Source organism: Amycolatopsis sulphurea (assembly GCF_002564045.1).
GTDB classification, from domain to species: Bacteria; Actinomycetota; Actinomycetes; order Mycobacteriales; family Pseudonocardiaceae; genus Amycolatopsis; species Amycolatopsis sulphurea.
Map to the genome: position 1 here is coordinate 790,453 of NZ_PDJK01000002.1, position 16,460 is coordinate 806,912.

Annotated in this window: 15 protein-coding genes; 6 read left to right on the forward strand and 9 right to left on the reverse strand. The window is 68.5% G+C overall.

Translation table 11 applies throughout. The features are described from left to right. Window positions 1-14: 14 nt before the first annotated feature. Together ATK36_RS33425 and ATK36_RS09665 are read right to left on the reverse strand one after the other, a co-directional pair. On the reverse strand, window positions 15-2,129 hold the full coding sequence (locus ATK36_RS33425; RefSeq protein ID WP_098510949.1) for an ALF repeat-containing protein: 2,115 nt from the start codon (window positions 2,127-2,129) through the stop codon (window positions 15-17). A gap of 599 nt (window positions 2,130-2,728) precedes the next feature. Then, the gene (locus ATK36_RS09665) at window positions 2,729-3,481 is read right to left on the reverse strand and encodes a transposase (RefSeq protein WP_245914554.1); all 753 of its coding nucleotides are present in this window, start codon (window positions 3,479-3,481) and stop codon (window positions 2,729-2,731) included. Window positions 3,482-3,604: 123 nt separating this feature from the next. Here ATK36_RS09665 and ATK36_RS09670 point away from each other — a divergent pair, with 123 nt between their 5' ends. The 4 genes from ATK36_RS09670 to ATK36_RS09680 all read left to right on the forward strand — a co-directional run bounded on the left by ATK36_RS09670 (window position 3,605) and on the right by ATK36_RS09680 (window position 7,119). Further along, entirely contained in the window at window positions 3,605-3,910 is a 306-nt protein-coding gene (locus tag ATK36_RS09670; protein WP_098510950.1) for a hypothetical protein, read from the forward strand. Between the two features lie 184 nt (window positions 3,911-4,094). Then, window positions 4,095-4,328 carry a hypothetical protein gene (locus ATK36_RS31375; RefSeq protein ID WP_141544404.1) on the forward strand — a complete coding sequence of 78 codons (234 nt, stop codon included), beginning with the start codon at window positions 4,095-4,097 and terminating at the stop codon, window positions 4,326-4,328. Continuing rightward, a complete protein-coding gene (locus ATK36_RS09675) occupies window positions 4,325-5,791 on the forward strand; it encodes a tachylectin-related carbohydrate-binding protein (RefSeq protein WP_098510951.1) in 1,467 nt (488 codons plus the stop codon). The genes ATK36_RS31375 and ATK36_RS09675 overlap by 4 nt, the downstream gene beginning before the upstream one ends. A gap of 125 nt (window positions 5,792-5,916) precedes the next feature. Beyond that, on the forward strand, window positions 5,917-7,119 hold the full coding sequence (locus ATK36_RS09680; RefSeq protein WP_098510952.1) for a hypothetical protein: 1,203 nt from the start codon (window positions 5,917-5,919) through the stop codon (window positions 7,117-7,119). On the opposite strand, the gene ATK36_RS09685 is transcribed toward ATK36_RS09680, so the two are convergent. From ATK36_RS09685 to ATK36_RS09715, 7 genes are all read right to left on the reverse strand, one after another. Further along, window positions 7,082-8,104, reverse strand: coding sequence for a YdcF family protein (locus ATK36_RS09685; RefSeq protein ID WP_098510953.1), 1,023 nt, complete (start codon window positions 8,102-8,104; stop codon window positions 7,082-7,084). The genes ATK36_RS09680 and ATK36_RS09685 overlap by 38 nt on opposite strands. Before the next feature lie 57 nt (window positions 8,105-8,161). Next, entirely contained in the window at window positions 8,162-9,046 is an 885-nt protein-coding gene (locus ATK36_RS09690; protein WP_098510954.1) for an ABC transporter permease, read from the reverse strand. After that, window positions 9,033-9,818: an ABC transporter ATP-binding protein gene (locus ATK36_RS09695; RefSeq protein WP_098510955.1), complete on the reverse strand. Its 786-nt coding sequence runs from the start codon at window positions 9,816-9,818 to the stop codon at window positions 9,033-9,035. Before ATK36_RS09695 ends, ATK36_RS09690 begins: the two co-directional genes overlap by 14 nt. Window positions 9,819-9,843: 25 nt before the next feature. Continuing rightward, window positions 9,844-10,890, reverse strand: coding sequence for an ABC transporter substrate-binding protein (locus ATK36_RS09700; protein WP_098510956.1), 1,047 nt, complete (start codon window positions 10,888-10,890; stop codon window positions 9,844-9,846). Window positions 10,891-11,057: 167 nt separating this feature from the next. Then, entirely contained in the window at window positions 11,058-11,426 is a 369-nt protein-coding gene (locus ATK36_RS09705) for a nuclear transport factor 2 family protein (RefSeq protein WP_098510957.1), read from the reverse strand. Between the two features lie 61 nt (window positions 11,427-11,487). Continuing rightward, window positions 11,488-13,134 carry a DUF1684 domain-containing protein gene (locus tag ATK36_RS09710; RefSeq protein WP_098510958.1) on the reverse strand — a complete coding sequence of 549 codons (1,647 nt, stop codon included), beginning with the start codon at window positions 13,132-13,134 and terminating at the stop codon, window positions 11,488-11,490. 99 nt (window positions 13,135-13,233) lie between these two features. Beyond that, the gene (locus ATK36_RS09715; protein ID WP_098510959.1) at window positions 13,234-13,806 is read right to left on the reverse strand and encodes a helix-turn-helix domain-containing protein; all 573 of its coding nucleotides are present in this window, start codon (window positions 13,804-13,806) and stop codon (window positions 13,234-13,236) included. A 64-nt stretch (window positions 13,807-13,870) separates the two neighbouring features. Here ATK36_RS09715 and ATK36_RS09720 point away from each other — a divergent pair, with 64 nt between their 5' ends. Both ATK36_RS09720 and ATK36_RS09725 read left to right on the forward strand, forming a co-directional pair. Continuing rightward, on the forward strand, window positions 13,871-14,842 hold the full coding sequence (locus tag ATK36_RS09720; protein ID WP_098510960.1) for an NAD(P)/FAD-dependent oxidoreductase: 972 nt from the start codon (window positions 13,871-13,873) through the stop codon (window positions 14,840-14,842). Window positions 14,843-15,011: 169 nt separating this feature from the next. Further along, entirely contained in the window at window positions 15,012-16,460 is a 1,449-nt protein-coding gene (locus ATK36_RS09725; RefSeq protein WP_245914556.1) for an MFS transporter, read from the forward strand.

Sequence of the window (16,460 nt, forward strand, 5' to 3'; positions counted from 1 at the left end):
CGGGCGGGCATTGTTCAACAGGCGCGCGACCTGAATTTCATCGTCCTGCCGACGGCCCGGATAATCCGGAAAGGCCAGAAAAGCGGCGACAGCAGCATGATCACCGCCGAGCGCTTGCTGGGCGGCCGTGGTGAGCGCGGCCGGTCCGCGAGCGGCCATCGCCACGACGGGGCGCGGTCGTCCTGGTCCGCGGCAGTGTCGACACCGGTCGTGGCCCAGGCGAGAACCTCGGCTTCGGTGCCACCGAGCGCAGTCCGGGCGGCGCGTTCGGTCCAGGGGCTGCTCCGCTCGGCCAGTCGCAGCGCGGCCTTGCGCGCCGCAGTCACCGCGTCCCCCGCAGGTGCGGTGGTGGTGCGGGCGGTAGCGAGCCAGCCCCGGACGTCGGCATCACGAGTCGACTCGGCCGGAAGCACGTCTTCGACCCCGGGATCCGGTTGCGCGCGCAGGTCACTGGTGGCCTTCTGGGCGTCGGCGCGGCCTTGTTCGGCACGGATCGCGAGTTGCTCGTCCTCGGTCTCCCGGGCGAGCGCGACAACCTTGTTGACCTGATCGACCGTGGCAGAGGCGGCGTCGGCTGCGCTCTTCGCCGCATCGGCGTGCCGGGCCGAGTCTTCGGCCGCGTGCTGGGCTTCCCCGGCATGTTGGGCGGCCTCGTCCGCGGCTTGCGCGGCAGCGTCGGCGTGCTCGGCCGCCCCGGCCGCCGCCGAGCGTGCCTCCCTGGCGTTGGCGGCAGCGGCGTTGGCCAGCCGCTGCGCCGAGTTCGCCGCCCGGTTCGCCCGGCCTGCGGCGGCCTTCGCGGTCGCGGCCTGGGCCTTCGCCCGGGCAGCCTCGTTCGTGGCGACACCGGCTGCCTGTCCGGCGCGGGCGGCCGCATCGGCCGCGGCTGCGGCGTTACCGGCCGCCGAGGCCGCGGAGCGAGCCGCGCCGAGCGCACCCAAGATCGCGCCCACGGCATCCCCGGCGGCTTCGGCCGCGGTCCTTGCGCCTTGCGCGGCATCCCGCGCACCCTGGGCGGCCTGGCGGGCGGCGGCCGCTTGTCCCGCGTCAGCGTGTGCGGCATTCGCAGCCCGGTACGCGGCCGAAGCCGCGTTTCCGGCCAGAACCGCGGCCGAGGCGGCGCGCTGCGCGGCACCGACCGCGGCCATGGCTGCGGCGTGCGCTGTGCTCGCCGCCGACACCGCCTGGGCAGAAGCAGACGCGGCGCCCTGTGCGGCATTCGCGGCGCGCGACGCCGCACCGGCTGCGCGACCGGCGTCGCCCCGCGCGGCATCTGCTTCCCGTGCGGCACGCTCGGCCGCTTGCTTCGCCATCGCAGCGGCCTCGACAGCCCGCTCCGACGCCGCTTTCGCGGCGTTGGTTTCGGCCGCAGCCTGCAGCTGTGCTTGCTTCGCGACCTCGGCCAAACCGGCCACGGTCTGGGTCTGCTTATCCCTATCCGCGGCGACGAACTGGTCACGGGTAAGGAACTCGGTAATCGCCGCGTACGACCCGTCGTCGAACGCACGAGCCGCCGCAGCCTTCACTTCCGGGCCACCGGCAGACATGATCTGCGTGGCCCGTACCCGGTCATCGTCTTCGCGAGCAGCGAACTGCCCGTGCCGCAGAAACTCTTCCAACGCCGGATACGAATGCGCGTCGAGCGCCTTCGACGCTGCTTCTCTCACTCCAGGCCCACCTGCGGCAAGCACCCGGGACACCTCGATCTCCGTGTCCGTCTGATAGGGCGCCGCCCACCCGGAAGCGAGAAACGCACGCACCGCCGAAGGTCCGCCGTCGAGAGCCTTGGCCGCGGCATCCTTGATCGCCGGACCCCCGCCGGCCAGCATCCGGGAGACCTGCAGTTCGTCGTCGATCTGCTGTGCGGCGGCCAGATCCTGCCGCAAGAACTCCGCTATGTCCGTATCGGTGCCGACCAACACTCGCCCGGCTCGCTCACGGACCTGTTCCCCGCCGATCAGCCAGGCGTGGACCAGCTTCTCCCGATCCGTGGCCGACGTTCCCCCGGGCACATCGGCGAGGCGAACCGAATCCGCAGCGCCCGCACCGCTCATCCGGTACACCGGTGAATGGGTCTCGGCGGCTTCGGCAGGGATCTGGCATCCCGCGATCGCCGCCACGACGGCAAGCACGGCGGACGCAACCGCCCGGCATCGCACCCCGCGACTCAGGTTTTTTGTGCAGTCTCCCCCGGCGCCCACGCGCCCTCCTTGCCTCTCGCGCTCCTGCCGCGCGCATCCATCCACTCCCCGGTCGGGAGCCGGAACGTCAACGTAGGTCCTGGGAATACCGCGGCCTCAGCACGCGAGAACGATCGGACGCGCAACAACAACACCCGAATCCCAGAGAGTCAAACCAATTAACCCGTCATCGACACAGCCGCGACGGTCGTTACACTCCCCCTCTGTGCTTCGGATCGCATTGCCCGAATCCTCCGGCGAGTGCTAGATTGTCACAGACCGTAACTTTTTGCGTTTTGACGAATCTGATGAGGGCACGGGGGAGCAAGGTGGGGAATACAGTGGTGCGAGAATCGCGTGCACGAGGGGTGAAAGGTGTCGCCGCCTGGGCCGCAGCCGTCACCATGACGGCCGCAATCGCCCTCATCAGCGCAGGTGTCGCACACGGCGGCATCGCCGCCCGCGACGGAGGCCCCAGTGAACCTTCGTCACTGATCGAAGACTACAACTACCCCGACAGGGACGCGATCCTCGCCCACAAGGAGGGTTATTCAGGCAGCCGCATAGAAGTGCAGAGCGATTACCGTTGAGATGGTTTCCGCGAAGGTCTCAATGGGCCGTCGGTAGTCGGCGTGCAGGATCCTCCAGGTTTTGACGTTGGCGATGGTCTGCTCGATGACGTAGCGAATCTTGCTGATCTGGGTGTTGAATTCCTTCTCCCAGTCCAAGAGCTTGCGGTGCTTCGACTTATTGATCGGGGTGAGCATATAATTTCCCACGTATCCTTTGTCGCCCATCCAGTTGTCCGGATTCAGAGCCAGAAGCGCCCCGGATTCCTTCAGGCAGTACGTGTCGTGCCGGCGTCCTTCGATGGGATCGGAGATCCACGCGAGTCGTCCGTCAAGGGTGCAAGCGATCTGTACGTTCATGCCGGTCGTCTTGTGCTTGCCGGAGTACAGCTCCGGGCGATCGGCCCATGACCAGCACGGCAGCAGGGTTCCGTCTACGATGTACTGCGTCTGGTCGTCCAATTCGTCCGCCGTCGGCACGAACTTCCTGAGAACACGTTCTATCAGCGGCGTCATTCCGGTGATCGCACGACTGATTGTCGGTTGAGATACCTCGTACGCTTCCGCCAGTTCGGCCTGAACCCGATTGCATCGCATGTATGTCAGCGCGATCACCGCCGAGTTGAACAGGCCCAGAATCGGTGGCCACCTACGCTGCTCAGCTGTGGTATCCATGTCGACCAACCCGCACAGGTCGGTGATCTGCTCGATGGTAAGTCCAGTGGTATGATACATGTCAGGCGGTCCGTTTTTGTGAGTACTGAGTGTGGAAACCCAATTCTCTCAATAAACGGGCCGCCGTTGATGTTGACACGCCGGAAACGGCAATCTCAGGTGCCGTGAATAAGCCTCAAGCATGTGAAACTCCTCCAGGGAAACGGAAAAATCTTACTCGCCGACTGCGGCGAGAATGTCATCGAAGTCCGCTCACGCGAGATCGGCACAGTCTGCTTTCGCTCCACGGGACCGGATGGCTGGCTGACCGCCGAAATTCCCAGAGTGTACCTCGGCAAAGCCGACTCTCACACGGTCGGCATGCGGCTGACCGACTACGGGAAAACCGAGGACCACACCTTGAAGCCGAGAGAGTACACCCCGTTCGGGGAGGGCGTCGACAACCAGCATGCACCCACCACTCTCGTGGAGATCACTACGAAATCCTGATCACCCGAGACCGGAAACCCCGGATTTCGCAAAACACTCCAGTAAACCGGGATCAGGACGCTCGGAACACCGGAGGGGAGAACGTTCCGCCCGCAAGGCAACCGGAAGCACAATTGCCGAAAATCAACTTTACAGAAATACTCCTGGTATCAGCGAACCATAGAGTTCACCAACGGGAGAATTTTTGCTGTTGTTCACGCGCTTGTGGGGCACCATTTCCCTCGACACCTTCCAGTGCCGAGAAACGACTGTGGCGCGTTGTTCTTCTGGCCGGATGCCGGCCGACTGCGCCTCCGGTGACAACCTCGTCGTCGCGCAGAGCTGTGGGATCAAGGCCGACAACGCCTGCTTCGAAGTGACCGGTACACCAACCTACGCAACCATGCAGATCCCGGAGTCGAAGAGAGTCATGAAGTGAACGCCCACCCGGTATTCTTCCGAAGATCGGCGATCCTTTCCGCCGCCCTGATCACCACCGGCCTGATCACCACCTGCCTTCTCGCCGCAGCCCCCGCGACAGCCCTCAGTGGTGGCACCGAAATACCCCTCAAGACCTACGACTTCATCGCACGGGTCTCCGCCGATGGGCACGGCTGCAGCGGTGTCCTGGCCGGCCCGGAGTGGGTCATCACCGCCGGAACGTGCGTACCTACCGGATCAGGGGCGCCGAGCAGCCCGGTAACGGTCACAGCCGGCGGCAAGACCAGCCAGGTCACCAACCTGATCCCCCGGACGGACCGGGACCTGGTGCTGGCCAAACTGGCCACCCCGATCACGACGGTCACCCCGGTCGCGCTGAGTGCGAAAGCACCGGCCGCGGGCGACACTCTGACTGTCGCCGGATATGGGCGGACCGCGGACACCTGGGTTCCGGACAAGGCTTCCAGCTCGCCGTTCAAAACGGCGTCGGTGACCGATACCGCGCTCTCGCTGACCAACGCCGATGGGCACGACACGTGCAAGGGTGACGCCGGCGGTCCCGCACTCGCGAAAGCCGGGGACGACAAGCTCGAACTGGTCGGCATCAACTCCCGGTCCTGGCAACACGGCTGCCTCACCGTCACCGGAGAGCAGGCGGGCAGCACCGAGGCGCGCACCGACGACATCGTCGGCTGGATCCGTTCCCAGGCACCGGAATTGGCGATCAAGTGCCGGGCGACGGTGCCGATCTTCGCGGTCAGCAACGACCTTCTGCTCTACGGGCACCCCGACCCGGCCAACGGCGGGCCGCTGGGGGCGACGCAGTCCGTGATCGGAAGCGGCGGCTGGTCGGCCTACGTCCGCGTACTCGCCGGGCCGGACGGTCTGCTCTACGGCATCCGCGCGAACGGCGATGTCTACCGCTACCGGTGGACCGGTACGGCCTGGTCCGACGATTCCCGCACGCTCGTCGCGACCGGATGGAACGGGCTCGACAAGGCGAGCAACCACAACCTGATCACCATCGACAGCCGCGGCGACGTCTACCTGATCAACCCCGACGGCACCCTCGTGCGCGGCCGCTACGACACCGCCACCAGGACCTGGGACACCAAGACCGTCGACACCGGCTGGAACGACTACACGCTGATCACTGGAGCGGGTGATGGCGTGCTCTACGGCCGCACCGGCGACGGACGGCTCTACCGCCACGTCTGGGACGAGAAGACCCACCAGTGGACGAAGAAGCTCGTCGGCGACGGCGGCTGGAACGCGTTCACCCGCATCTCGTCCGCGGGCGCAGACGTCCTCTACGCCGTGACCACCAGCGGCGACCTGCGCTGGTACCGGTATCTGCCCTACACCGAAACCTGGGCACCCGGCCCGACCACGGTCGGCAACGGCGGATGGCAGAAGTTCAGCGACGTCGAGGCCGAACGCAACGCCTGCGCCCCGCGCTGACCCGCAGCACCCGGGTGGGGCCCCGGGCGGCAGGCCCCACCCGGACAGCCTTGGGCAAGATCCGCCGCCCGGGGATCACGCCGTCATCATCCCATTCTCTATCTCTCCGAGGAAAAGCTCCTTTCATGACCGCAGTCTCCGACGGCACCCTCAGACGCCCGCGAGGTACCCGCACCACGCAGCGGGTCTGGACCTACCTCGCACTCACCGCCGTCACGCTGATCAACGTGATCTCCCACGCCGACGCCCAGCGCGAGGCGCACACCCGTCTGTTCGGCGACGCACTGAACTACTACCGGATGTCCGAGCAGACCGGCGCCCCGGTCGACAATCCGTTCGCGCTGCGGATGCTCAGCCCCTGGCTCGTGCACCGCGCCCACCTGCTCACCGGGCTCTCCCTCGACACCCTCTGGCTCGCCCTCACCACCGTCACCACGCTCGCCGCGATCCTGGTGTTCTTCGAATTCCTCTGGAACCACCTCGGGCTCCAGCTGTTCACCGCGGCCCTCACCGCGACCGCGCTCGCCTGTACTTTCTGGTACGCGCTCTACCCTCTCTGCAACATCGCACTCGTCGACCCGCTCACCAACCTGCTCACGATGATCGCGCTCTGGCTCGCCCTGCGCGGCCGGCTCGTCCTCTTCACGGCGGTGGTGATCATCGGCTCGGTCAACAAGGAGACCACGCTCCTGCTCGCCCCGCTGTACCCGCTGCTCACCTGGACGCGGCAACGATCACTCCGTGACCGTCAGGTGCTGGCCGGGCTCGCCGCCACGCTCATCGCCGTCGCCGCGTACATCGGCTATCGCATCTGGGCTCAGCATCTCATCGGCGGCGACTACGGATTCGGGACCGGACAGGCCAACGCCGGCATTCTCGACAACGTCCGCTTCGCCCTGGCCGACAGCAAGGGCAACGTCCAGCTCGCCATTTTCGCCACGTTCCACTTCTTCTGGCTCATCTTCGCCTACGGCCTCTACCGCAGCCACCGGCTCCACGGCCTCCGCGACCCGTTGCTGGTCGCCGGGCTCTGGCTGTTCGCCTGCTGCCTCGCCGGGCGATTCCTCGCCACCGACACCAGCCGGGTGTTCGTGATGCTCGCGCCGGTGGTCCTCGCCGTCGTCGCGCTCACTTTCGACCGACACCACAACGACCGGACAAGGCTCTGGATCGGCCTGCTCTTCGCGGTCTACATCGCGATCAACTTCCGCTGGGTGCCCGGCCCGGCGAGCCTCATCCTGGACGCGCTCGCCACCGCCGGCTTCGCCGTCATCGTCCAAACCGGACGGATCACGGCACGCCGAACCCACCGTCGGCCCACGCCGTGATCAGCAGCATCAGCAACAGCGGCCCCCCGCCCAGCACCGCCAGGGCGGCGACGTTCGTCTTCTTGTACTGCACCAGCAAGGCCACGAACTCCCGCAGGAAGGCGCTCGGCACGAAGTAGGAGGCGGTCTTCGCGCCGATCACGTCCAGTTTCAGGCCGAGGCGCCGGGCCAGCACGGCGGTGCGGAACACGTGATAGTTGTTCGTCACCGCCAGCATGCGGCCTTCGAATCCGCGGGCCGCGAGCAGATTCACGCTGTAGCGCAGGTTTTCCTCCGTGGTGGTGGCCTGGTCTTCGAGCACGACGCGGGACGAGGGGACGCCGGCGTCGATCAGGTAGCGGCCCATCGCCGCCGCTTCGGAGGTCAGTTCGTCCGAGCCCTGGCCGCCTGAGACGACCAGCAGGGCGTCCGGGGAGCGCTCGGCGACCTGGACGGCCCGGTCGAGCCGGCTGGCCAGCAGCGGAGGCACCCGGTCACCGAGCAGGCCGGAGCCGAGCACGATCACGGCGCCTGCGCCGGCGCGGCGGTTCATCTGGCTGTAGAGCGCGGAGTACAGCAGCAACCCGCTGAAGACGAAGGCCAGGTAACCGGCGACCAGCAGCGCCGAGACGGCCACGGTGAGCAGCCAGACCTCCTGCTCGAAGAACAGCGAACTCAGCGTCAGCGCGAAGATGCCGAGCATTGCCAGGCCGGCCAGCAGTGACAGCAAGTTCGCCGGACTGCGGCCTTCGCGGATGAGCATCACCACGCCGTTCGCGATCAGTGCCCACGGCAGCAGGAGCGCGGCCAGCGCGGCCAGCAGCATGATCACCAGTACCACTACGGTCTGCACCCAGCCGACACCGCGCAGCAGGCCGATCAGCCACATCCCGGTGAACAGCAGCGCGATGGCGAACCACACCGCGTTCCCCAGCCGCCGTGGTTCACGGATGAAGCGCGCCACGAAAATCAGGACAGTGCACAACGCGAACAACCCGGCGACCATGATCGGGCATTCTGGCGGGTGCCACCGGCGCCCGCTCACTGAGGGTCACGCAGGCGGTCAGAGCGAGGCCGTCAGCCCCCGGGCGCGCAGCACCGAGCGTTCCAGCGGGCGGAACACCAGCAGTTCGATCGCCACTCCCACCAGCAAGATCAGGAAGATCGCCGCGATCACCTTCGGCATCGAGTTGTACGAGGAACCGTCGTTGAGATAGGTACCGAGGCCGACGCCGAGGCTCGGCGAGCGCGCGATCAGCTCGGCGGCCATCAGCGACCGCCAGGAGAACGCCCAGCCCTGCTTCAGCCCGGCGAGGAACCCCGGCAACGCGGCGGGCAGCAGGATGTGCCGGGCGGCGGCCAGCCTGCCCGCGCCCATCACCTTGCCCACCCGCGGCAGGATCGGCGGGATCTGGTCGATCCCGGACACCAGGCCGTTCGCGATCGACGGGACCGAGCCGAGCAGCACCACGAAGTAGATCGCCCCGTCGTTGATGCCGAACCAGATCACCGCGGCGGGCACCCATGCCACCGACGGCAGGCTCTGCAACCCGCTCAGCAACGGCCCGAGCGCGGCCCGCACCGCGCGCACCTTCGCCACCAGGATCCCCAGCGGCGTGCCGATCAGCACCCCGGCGGCGAAGCCCAGAGCGGCACGGTGCACGGAGGTCCAGATGAAACCGAACACCGAACCGTCGGCGACCGTGTTGCGGAACTCGTCCCACACCGCCGACGGTGCGGGCAGCGTGGTCTCCGGCCAGAACGCCGCGGCCCACAGGACCTGCCACAGCACCACGAACAGCACGAGTGCGCCGGCCGGTGGCAGGAATCCCCGCACGAAGCGGCGTCCGAACGAGGGCGGGCGCGGGCCGGCCGGGGTGTCGAGCCGGTCCAGCCCGGCGCCGACCGCCTCGTCGAGGTCCGTGCCCGCCTGCTCAGGCCGCGGCATGGGTAGAGATCACCTCACGCAGATCCGCCGTGATCTCCTCGGCGAGCTGCGCCGCGTCCGACGACTGCACGTCCCGCCACTCGCGCACCACCCGGCCCGGGCGGGAGGACAGCAGCACCACCCGCTGGCCCAGCCGCACCGCCTCACGCACGTCGTGCGTCACGAACAGCACCGACGTACCGGTGCTGCGCCACACCCGCATCAGCTCGCCCTGCAGCACGTCCCGGGTGATCGCGTCCAGCGCGGCGAACGGTTCGTCCATCAGCAGCAAGGATTGTTCGTCGTCGCTGCCGACGCGGTGCGTCGCGGCCAGCGCCCGGGCCAGCGCGACCCGCTGCCGCATCCCACCGGACAGCTCGTGCGGGCGTTTGCTCCCGGCGCCGCCGAGGCGCACCAGTTCGAGCAGCCCGGTCGCCTTCTCCCGGCGCTCGGCGCGGCCGAAACCGGCCAGCCGCAACGGCAATTCGACGTTCCGCGCCGCGGTCAGCCACGGCATCAGCGCGGCTTCCTGGAACATCACCGCCGGCCGCGACGTGCTGAGCGTGATCCGCCCGGCGGACGGCTGATCCAGCCCGGCCACGAGGTTCAGCAGCGTGCTCTTGCCGCACCCGGAAGCACCGAGCAGGCAGACGAACTCTCCCGGCGCCACCGTCAGGTCGACGCCGTCGAGCGCCTGCACCGCGTTTCCGCCCGTGCCGAACACCTTCCGCACGCGGTCGAGGTGCACGGCGGCGGAAGTGACGGCGGCGGCGCCGGGGAGGGTGGTGGTCATCGCGAATCGCCTTCCGATCGAGACGTCACTTGGCCAGTTGCGGGGCCGAGACGGCGGGCAGCTGCTGTGCCTTCAGCACGTCGTTCAGTGGGCCGAAATCGGCGAAACCCTTGAGGTCCACCACCGCATCCACGACGCCCGCGGTGACCGAATCCTGGGCCAGCTGCGGGAATTGCGCCCCGATCGGGTCGGTGGTCAGCTCGATGTTCGAGAACGCGCGGTCGAGCACCGCCGGGCTGAGCGTGCTGCCGGACAGTTCCTTGAGCGCGTTGTTCACCACGGTCTTGGCCTCGGCCGGGTTCTGCTTCGCCCAGTCGATCGCCTGCAGCTCGCCCTTCAGCAGCGCGCGCACGGTGTCCGGGTGCTGCTTGAGGAATTCGCTGCGCACCACGACCACGGTGGTCGGGAACCGGCCCTGCGGCCACAGGCTCTTCTCGTCCACGAGCACCTTCGCGCCCGCGTCGAGCACCAGGCGCGACGACCACGGCTCGGGCAGCCATCCGCCGTCCACCTGACCCTTGCGGAACGCGTCGAGCGTCTTCGGGTTTTCGGTGTTGGTCACCTGCACCTGTCCGGTCAGGTGGTGCCCGGCGAGGAACTTCTTCAGCGCGACGTCCTGGGTGTTGGCCAGCTGCGGGGTCGCGAGGTTCTTGCCCTTGAGCCCGTCCACGGAGGTGATGTCCGGCTTGACGACGAGCTGCGCGCCACCGGAGACCGCACCGGCGACCAGCTGGATGGCGCCCTTCGACTGGATGAACCCGTTGATCGCCGGTCCGGAGCCGAGGAAGGCCACGTCGAGTGAGTTGCCGAGCAGTGCGTTGACCTCGGCGGGTCCGGCGTTGAACGTCTGCGTGGTCAGCTTTGTGCCACCCAGGTTCTGGGCGAAGAAGTTCTTCTTGACTCCCACCAGCGCAGGCGTGTGGGTGACGTTCGGGAAGAAGCCGACCCGCACCTCGGCGGCGGCGCCCTGGTTCGCCGTGTCCTCCACGCGGTCGGCCCGCGAACAGCCGGCCACCACGCTGAGCGCGGCGAGTGTGGCGACGAGCAGGCGGGATCTCGGGAACGTGCGCACGGGGGTGCCCTTTCGGAAACGGCTGGTCCCCGGAGGTTCGCACGGTCACCCGGTTGCGTGCACTACTATCCGCATCCCGGGAAGTTGGGTGAGATTGCTTGACAGATCAGCCGTCCGCCTGCTTGCCGGGGGCAGGAGCGGCTGCCCCCGGCCCCGGCCGTGCCTGGTCAGCCCTGCTGGGCGGGCACGAAGTTCGCGTACTCCTCGATCCGGGTGATCAGGCCGTCATCGAAGCGGAAGTACACCGCGGCGTGCACTTCGCCGCGTATGCCGTCCGTGCTGGCCACGTGCACGGTGTGCTGCTGCAGCACTTCGCCGGGCTCGGCGAGCTGGCGGACGATCTCGTACCGCATCAGCTCGATGCTCCCGATCTTGGCCTTCATGCCGTTGATGTTCTCGTCGATCGTCTCGTCGCCCTTGCCGTCGTTGTGCCAGACGGTGGCGGTGCCGGCGCACAGGGCGCGGGCGGCGGACCACTCCTGGTTCTCCAGGTGTCGCAGGTAGCCGGCCGCGGTGGCTTTCAGGTCTTGGCTCACGGTGTGTCGTTCTCCTTCGGTACTCGGGATTACTGGCTGTATTCGGGATCTACCGGCGGGATTACCGGTGGCGGACGAGCGCGCGCTCGCCGGCTTCGATCCGGATCGGCAGGTGGTTGCCGTCCGGGGCGAGGGGGCAGGTGAACACGGGCGGGGCCAGGTGGTGGTGCGAGAGCGTGACCCGGTTGAAGTCGACCGTCAGGGTGGTGCCGGGCGCACCCAGCGGGAGGACCAGCCAGCGGCCGATGTCCGGAGTGGTGTCGCCGTTCGTCAGATCGGTGAAGATCACCTGCGCCTGTCCCGGCACTTCCTCGATCACCGTCAGTACGTATTCGGTGCCGTTCACGGTGATCGCCAGGTCGACCGGTGCGGAAAAGGTTCCGGGGCTGCGGGGCACCGTCAGCCGGGGCACCTCGATGCGGCGTCCTTCCGGAGCTTCGCGGTACTCGCCTTGGAAGACCCAGGCCGGGTCGTACGGGTACCGCTCGATCCCGGTGATCCCGGACCGGACGAGCGCGGCTTCGTCGGTCACGATCAGGCCGTAGCTACCGTCCGCACCGCCGGCGAAACCCGCCTGGCCGCCGGGAAATTCCAGCGGGGTGCCGGACGGGACTTCGGCCGTGCCCGCGACCGCGATGCCGCCGACCTTCACCCCGTCTCCAGCCGCGGCGGACACCATCAAGGCACCCGTTTCGGTAGTGGCCCACTCCCCCGGGATGCCTTCGAAAGTCTGCGGGTCACGACCGGTTACAAAGGCCTTCGCAACGACTTTCACCTTGCCGTTGGGTCCGGCGACCTCTTCCCAACGCGCCTTACGCCACTCCGTGTATTCGGCGGGCGCGGGACGGCGGGCGGCCCAGACCTGGCGTTCGGTGCGGACGCCGAGGTCCGGCCGCCGCAGGAGGCTCCCTGGGCCTTCGGTGTCGAGAAGTTCGTCCAGCGCAGCGAGGTCTTCCGCGGACAGCTGCTCGGCAACGGTGCCGCGCATGCGTTGCAGACTGTTGAGCGCGTAGCGGCCGACCGCTTCGGAACGGGCACCCTTGACGTCGACGGCGATCGTGCGGTCGCCTTCGATGGTGAACCCAGCTGACGTGAGCATCGGACCCCAGTCGGCGCCGCGGTGCGTCAGATGCCCGCCGTGCTGGTGCTCGCCCGCCTGGTGACAACGCTCCTCCAGGCCAGGTCGTGACTCCGGGGCGTCGGCGGGCAGGAATCGCGGGAACCCGGACAGCTCGACGACCACCAGCAGTCCCCCGGGCGCGAGCAGGTCGTGGGCCTGGCGGAGAGCCTGTTCGGGCGCGGCCAGATGATGCAAAGACGCGGATGCCCAGATCATCTGGGGCCGTCCGAGATCCGGCCATCCGGCGTCCAGGTCGGCTTGGACAGTGCGCACGCGGTCGGCGACGCCCTGTTCACGGGCCTTTTCCCGAAGGCGCTGCAGGTGGTCGGCCGAAGCGTCCACGGCGGTCACGTGTGCCTCGGGGAAACGGGCGAGCAGGGCGAAGGTGCCGGCGCCGGTTCCGGCGCCGAGGTCCACGATCCGCCGGGGCGCCGCGTCGACGGGCAGCCAGGCCGTGATCGAGGCGGTGTGGTCCGCGAGGACTTCGGCGTCCAGGTCGAGGAGATCCGCGTGGGAGCCTGGCTGGTGGGTGGCGTGCTGGTGGGCGGCACCTTGGGCGGCGGCGTGGTCGTGGGCGGTGTGCGTCATACGGCCAAGGTAGGAAGATCGTGCGCCTGTGGCACAGCCATTTGCGTATTTGGCAAGACGATGGTCCCGGGCGCTGCCCGACACGCATTTCCCCGCGAGTCAGTCCGGCTGTGGCTCGCCTTTGTGGCCACGGCGGGCGTCGCGGTCGAAGATGCCGAGAATCTCGCACGGTCCCCCGGCGGTGCCGATCGCATGCGGCAGCATGGTCGGGAATTCGGCGGCCTGATTGGTCTCCACACGCAATCGCCGGTTGCCCAGCAACAGCACGGCGACGCCGGAGAGCACGACGAGCCATTCGCGGCCGGGGTGCGCGCGCATCCGCGCCGGGCTGTCCGGCGGCGGGTTCGTCATGCGCTGGCGGATCACGGTCAGGCCCGGATCCGCCTTGATCGGCCACCGCATCACCCCGTGCGCACCGTCGATCATCGGGTTCGAGAGCACGTCCTGGGTGTCCATCTCCACGAGCTGGTCCAGCGACGTGTCCAGGGCACGGGCGAGCGTGACGAGCTGGTCCAGCGCGAGGCGGCGCTGCCCGTTCTCGATCCGGCTGAGCGAGGACGGGCTGAGGTGTGCCCGTTCCGCGAGTTCCTCCAGCGACCAGCCCTGCGCGACCCGCAGAGCGCGGATGCGTTTGCGCACCAGGCTGTCCAGTTCACCGTCGTCTTGCGTCATAGGCAAAAGCTTATGCCCATACCGCAAGTCGAGCTTAGCGTCGGGGCGACGAAAGGAGGCGGCCATGCCCGAGAGGACCGCCGGGAACGAGACGATCGACGCCGTGGTGATCGGCGGGGGTGCCGCGGGCCTCAGCGGTGCGCTGATGCTGGCCCGCTCCCGCCGTTCGGTGGTCGTGATCGACAGCGGCACTCCGCGTAACGCACCGGCCGAAGGCGTGCACGGCCTGCTCGGCCTGGACGGTACGCCGCCGGGCGAACTGCTGCGCCGCGGACGGGACGAAGTGACCGGCTACGGCGGCCGGATCGTGTCCGGCGAAGTGGTCTCCGCCGTCCCTGCGGAGCCGGACGGCGACCCGCGCTTCACGATCACCCTCGCCGACGGCCGGTCTTTCCGGGCGCGCCGGGTCCTGGTCGCCACTGGGGTGCGGGACGCGCTCCCCGACATTCCCGGGCTCGCCGAGCACTGGGGGCACGGCGTGGTGCACTGCCCGTACTGCCACGGCTGGGAGGTGCGGGACGAGCCCATCGGCATCCTGGCCGTCGGGCCGGCGTCGGTGCATCACGCGCTGCTGTTCCGGCAGCTGACCGAGGACCTGGCGTACTTCACCCGCGGCACCGACCTGGACGACGACACCCGCGCCCGGTTCGCCGCCCGCGGCATCGAGGTCGTGGACTCCCCGGTCGAGGAGGTCGAGTCCGGCGCGAACGGCATCACCGGCGTCCGGCTGGCCGACGGGCGGGTGATTCCCCGGCGCGTCCTGGCCGTAGCCACCAAGATGCTGGTCCGCACCGACGGTCTCGACGGCCTCGGCTTGCCGCTTGAGGACTTGCCCGGCGGATGGGGCCGTCGTTTCGTCACCGGCATCGCCGGCACGACCGAGGTGCCCGGCGTGTGGATCGCGGGCAACGCGGCGGACCCGTCCGCCCAGGTCGGCGCCTCCGCCGCGGCCGGCGCCCTGGCCGGCGCGCACCTGAACGCGGACCTCGCGAACGCCGATACGGAGGTCTGTGAAGGGGCCCTTCACGGACTCTGAGTCTGTGAAGGGCCCCTTCACAGACCTGAAACCGGTCCAGTCACCCACACGATCATCACGCCGCATATCTCACGCAGCATCACGAGAGGACCTCATGAACACCAGCCCGCCCTCCACAGCTACCCCGGGAAGTACCGGCGCATCGATTCCCGACGCCCGCCAGCGGAGAATGATCCTGATCGCGGTCTGCATCGCGTTGATGGCCGTCATCGCGTCGGTCTCGGGATTGAACGTCGCGCAGCCGGATCTCGCGGTGGCGTTCGGAGCATCCCAGCGCACCGTGCTCTGGATCATCAACAGCTACACCCTCACCCTGGCCGCGCTCCTGCTGCCGCTGGGCGCGGTCGGCGACCGGTGGGGGCGCAAACGCGTGCTGGCCATCGGGTTGACGCTCTTCGGGCTCGCGAACGTGGCGGCCGGGCTCGCGCCGTCGGCCGGTGTGATGCTGGCCGCGCGAGTGCTCGGCGGGGCCGGAGCGGCGATGATCATGCCCGTCACGCTCGCGGTGATCACTTCGACCTTCCCCGCCGAGGAACGCGGGCGGGCGATCGGGGTCTGGACCGGGGTCGCGGGAGGTGGCGGGATTCTCGGCATGTTCCTGTCCGCGGCGCTGGTCGACGTAGCAAGCTGGCGGTACCTGTTCGTCCTGCCGGTGCTGCTCGTGGTCGTCGCGCTCGTTCTGGCGCAGCGTTCGGTGCCGGACTCCCGGGAGGAAGCCCGGCATTCCTTCGACGTGGTGGGCTCGCTGGCGTCGATAGTCGCCGTCGCGGGGCTGGTCTTCTACCTCCAGGAAGCGCCGGAACAGGGGTGGGGCGCGCTGGTGCCGCTGATCAGCCTGGGCGTGGGACTGGCGGCCGCGGGCTGGTTCGTGCGCTGGGAGCTCCGCCGGCGGGCACCGCTGCTGGACGTCCGGCTGTTCCGCGAACGGGGGCTGACCAGCGGTTCCTTGGGGCTGCTCGCGGTCTTCGGGGTACAGGCGGGGATTTTCGTGGTGCTGTACCCGTTCCTCCAGGCCGTACTCGGCTGGACGGGACTACTGTCCACAGTGGCGTTGATGCCGATGGCGTTGCTGATGATGGCCAGCTCCGGATTGGCCCCGCGCCTGGCCGAACGCATCGGTGCGCGCGCGACCATGGCGACCGGCATTGCGCTCGCCGGCACCGGGCTCGCCCTCATCGCCGCGTTCGTCTCCGTGGACGGCGGTTACCCGGCTCTCCTGCCAGGCATGCTCGCGATGGGGCTGGGCATGGGGTTGTCGATGACTCCGGCCACCGAGGCGATCACCGGCGCGCTGCCGCGGGACCGCCAAGGTGTGGCGTCCGCGCTCAACGACGTGACCCGCGAACTCGGTACGGCGCTGGGCGTCGCGCTGCTGGGCGCGTTGCTTTCCGCCGGCTACCGCAGCGCTATCGACACCAAGCTCTCGGGCGTGCCCGCGAACGTCGCCGACGCCGCTCGCGAAGGAATTTCCAACGCTCTTCAAGCGTCCCACGAGCCGAGTCTGGTGCACGCAGCGCAGGAGTCCTTCATCAGCGGCTGGCAAACCGCGATGTGGGCAGGAGTGGCCATCATGGCCGTGCTGTTCGCCTACATCCTGGCTCGCGGTCCGAAGAAGTAG

Excerpts from the sequence above, each read along its gene's own strand:
- ATK36_RS09720 (WP_098510960.1), top strand. The coding sequence starts at position 13,871 with ATGCCCGAGAGGACCGCCGGGAACGAGACGATCGACGCCGTGGTGATC.
- ATK36_RS09725 (WP_245914556.1), top strand. The coding sequence starts at position 15,012 with ATGATCCTGATCGCGGTCTGCATCGCGTTGATGGCCGTCATCGCGTCG.
- ATK36_RS09685 (WP_098510953.1), bottom strand. The coding sequence starts at position 8,104 with ATGGTCGCCGGGTTGTTCGCGTTGTGCACTGTCCTGATTTTCGTGGCG.
- ATK36_RS09695 (WP_098510955.1), bottom strand. The coding sequence starts at position 9,818 with ATGACCACCACCCTCCCCGGCGCCGCCGCCGTCACTTCCGCCGCCGTG.
- ATK36_RS09680 (WP_098510952.1), top strand. The coding sequence starts at position 5,917 with ATGACCGCAGTCTCCGACGGCACCCTCAGACGCCCGCGAGGTACCCGC.
- ATK36_RS09715 (WP_098510959.1), bottom strand. The coding sequence starts at position 13,806 with ATGACGCAAGACGACGGTGAACTGGACAGCCTGGTGCGCAAACGCATC.
- ATK36_RS09710 (WP_098510958.1), bottom strand. The coding sequence starts at position 13,134 with ATGACGCACACCGCCCACGACCACGCCGCCGCCCAAGGTGCCGCCCAC.
- ATK36_RS09690 (WP_098510954.1), bottom strand. The coding sequence starts at position 9,046 with ATGCCGCGGCCTGAGCAGGCGGGCACGGACCTCGACGAGGCGGTCGGC.
- ATK36_RS09665 (WP_245914554.1), bottom strand. The coding sequence starts at position 3,481 with ATGTATCATACCACTGGACTTACCATCGAGCAGATCACCGACCTGTGC.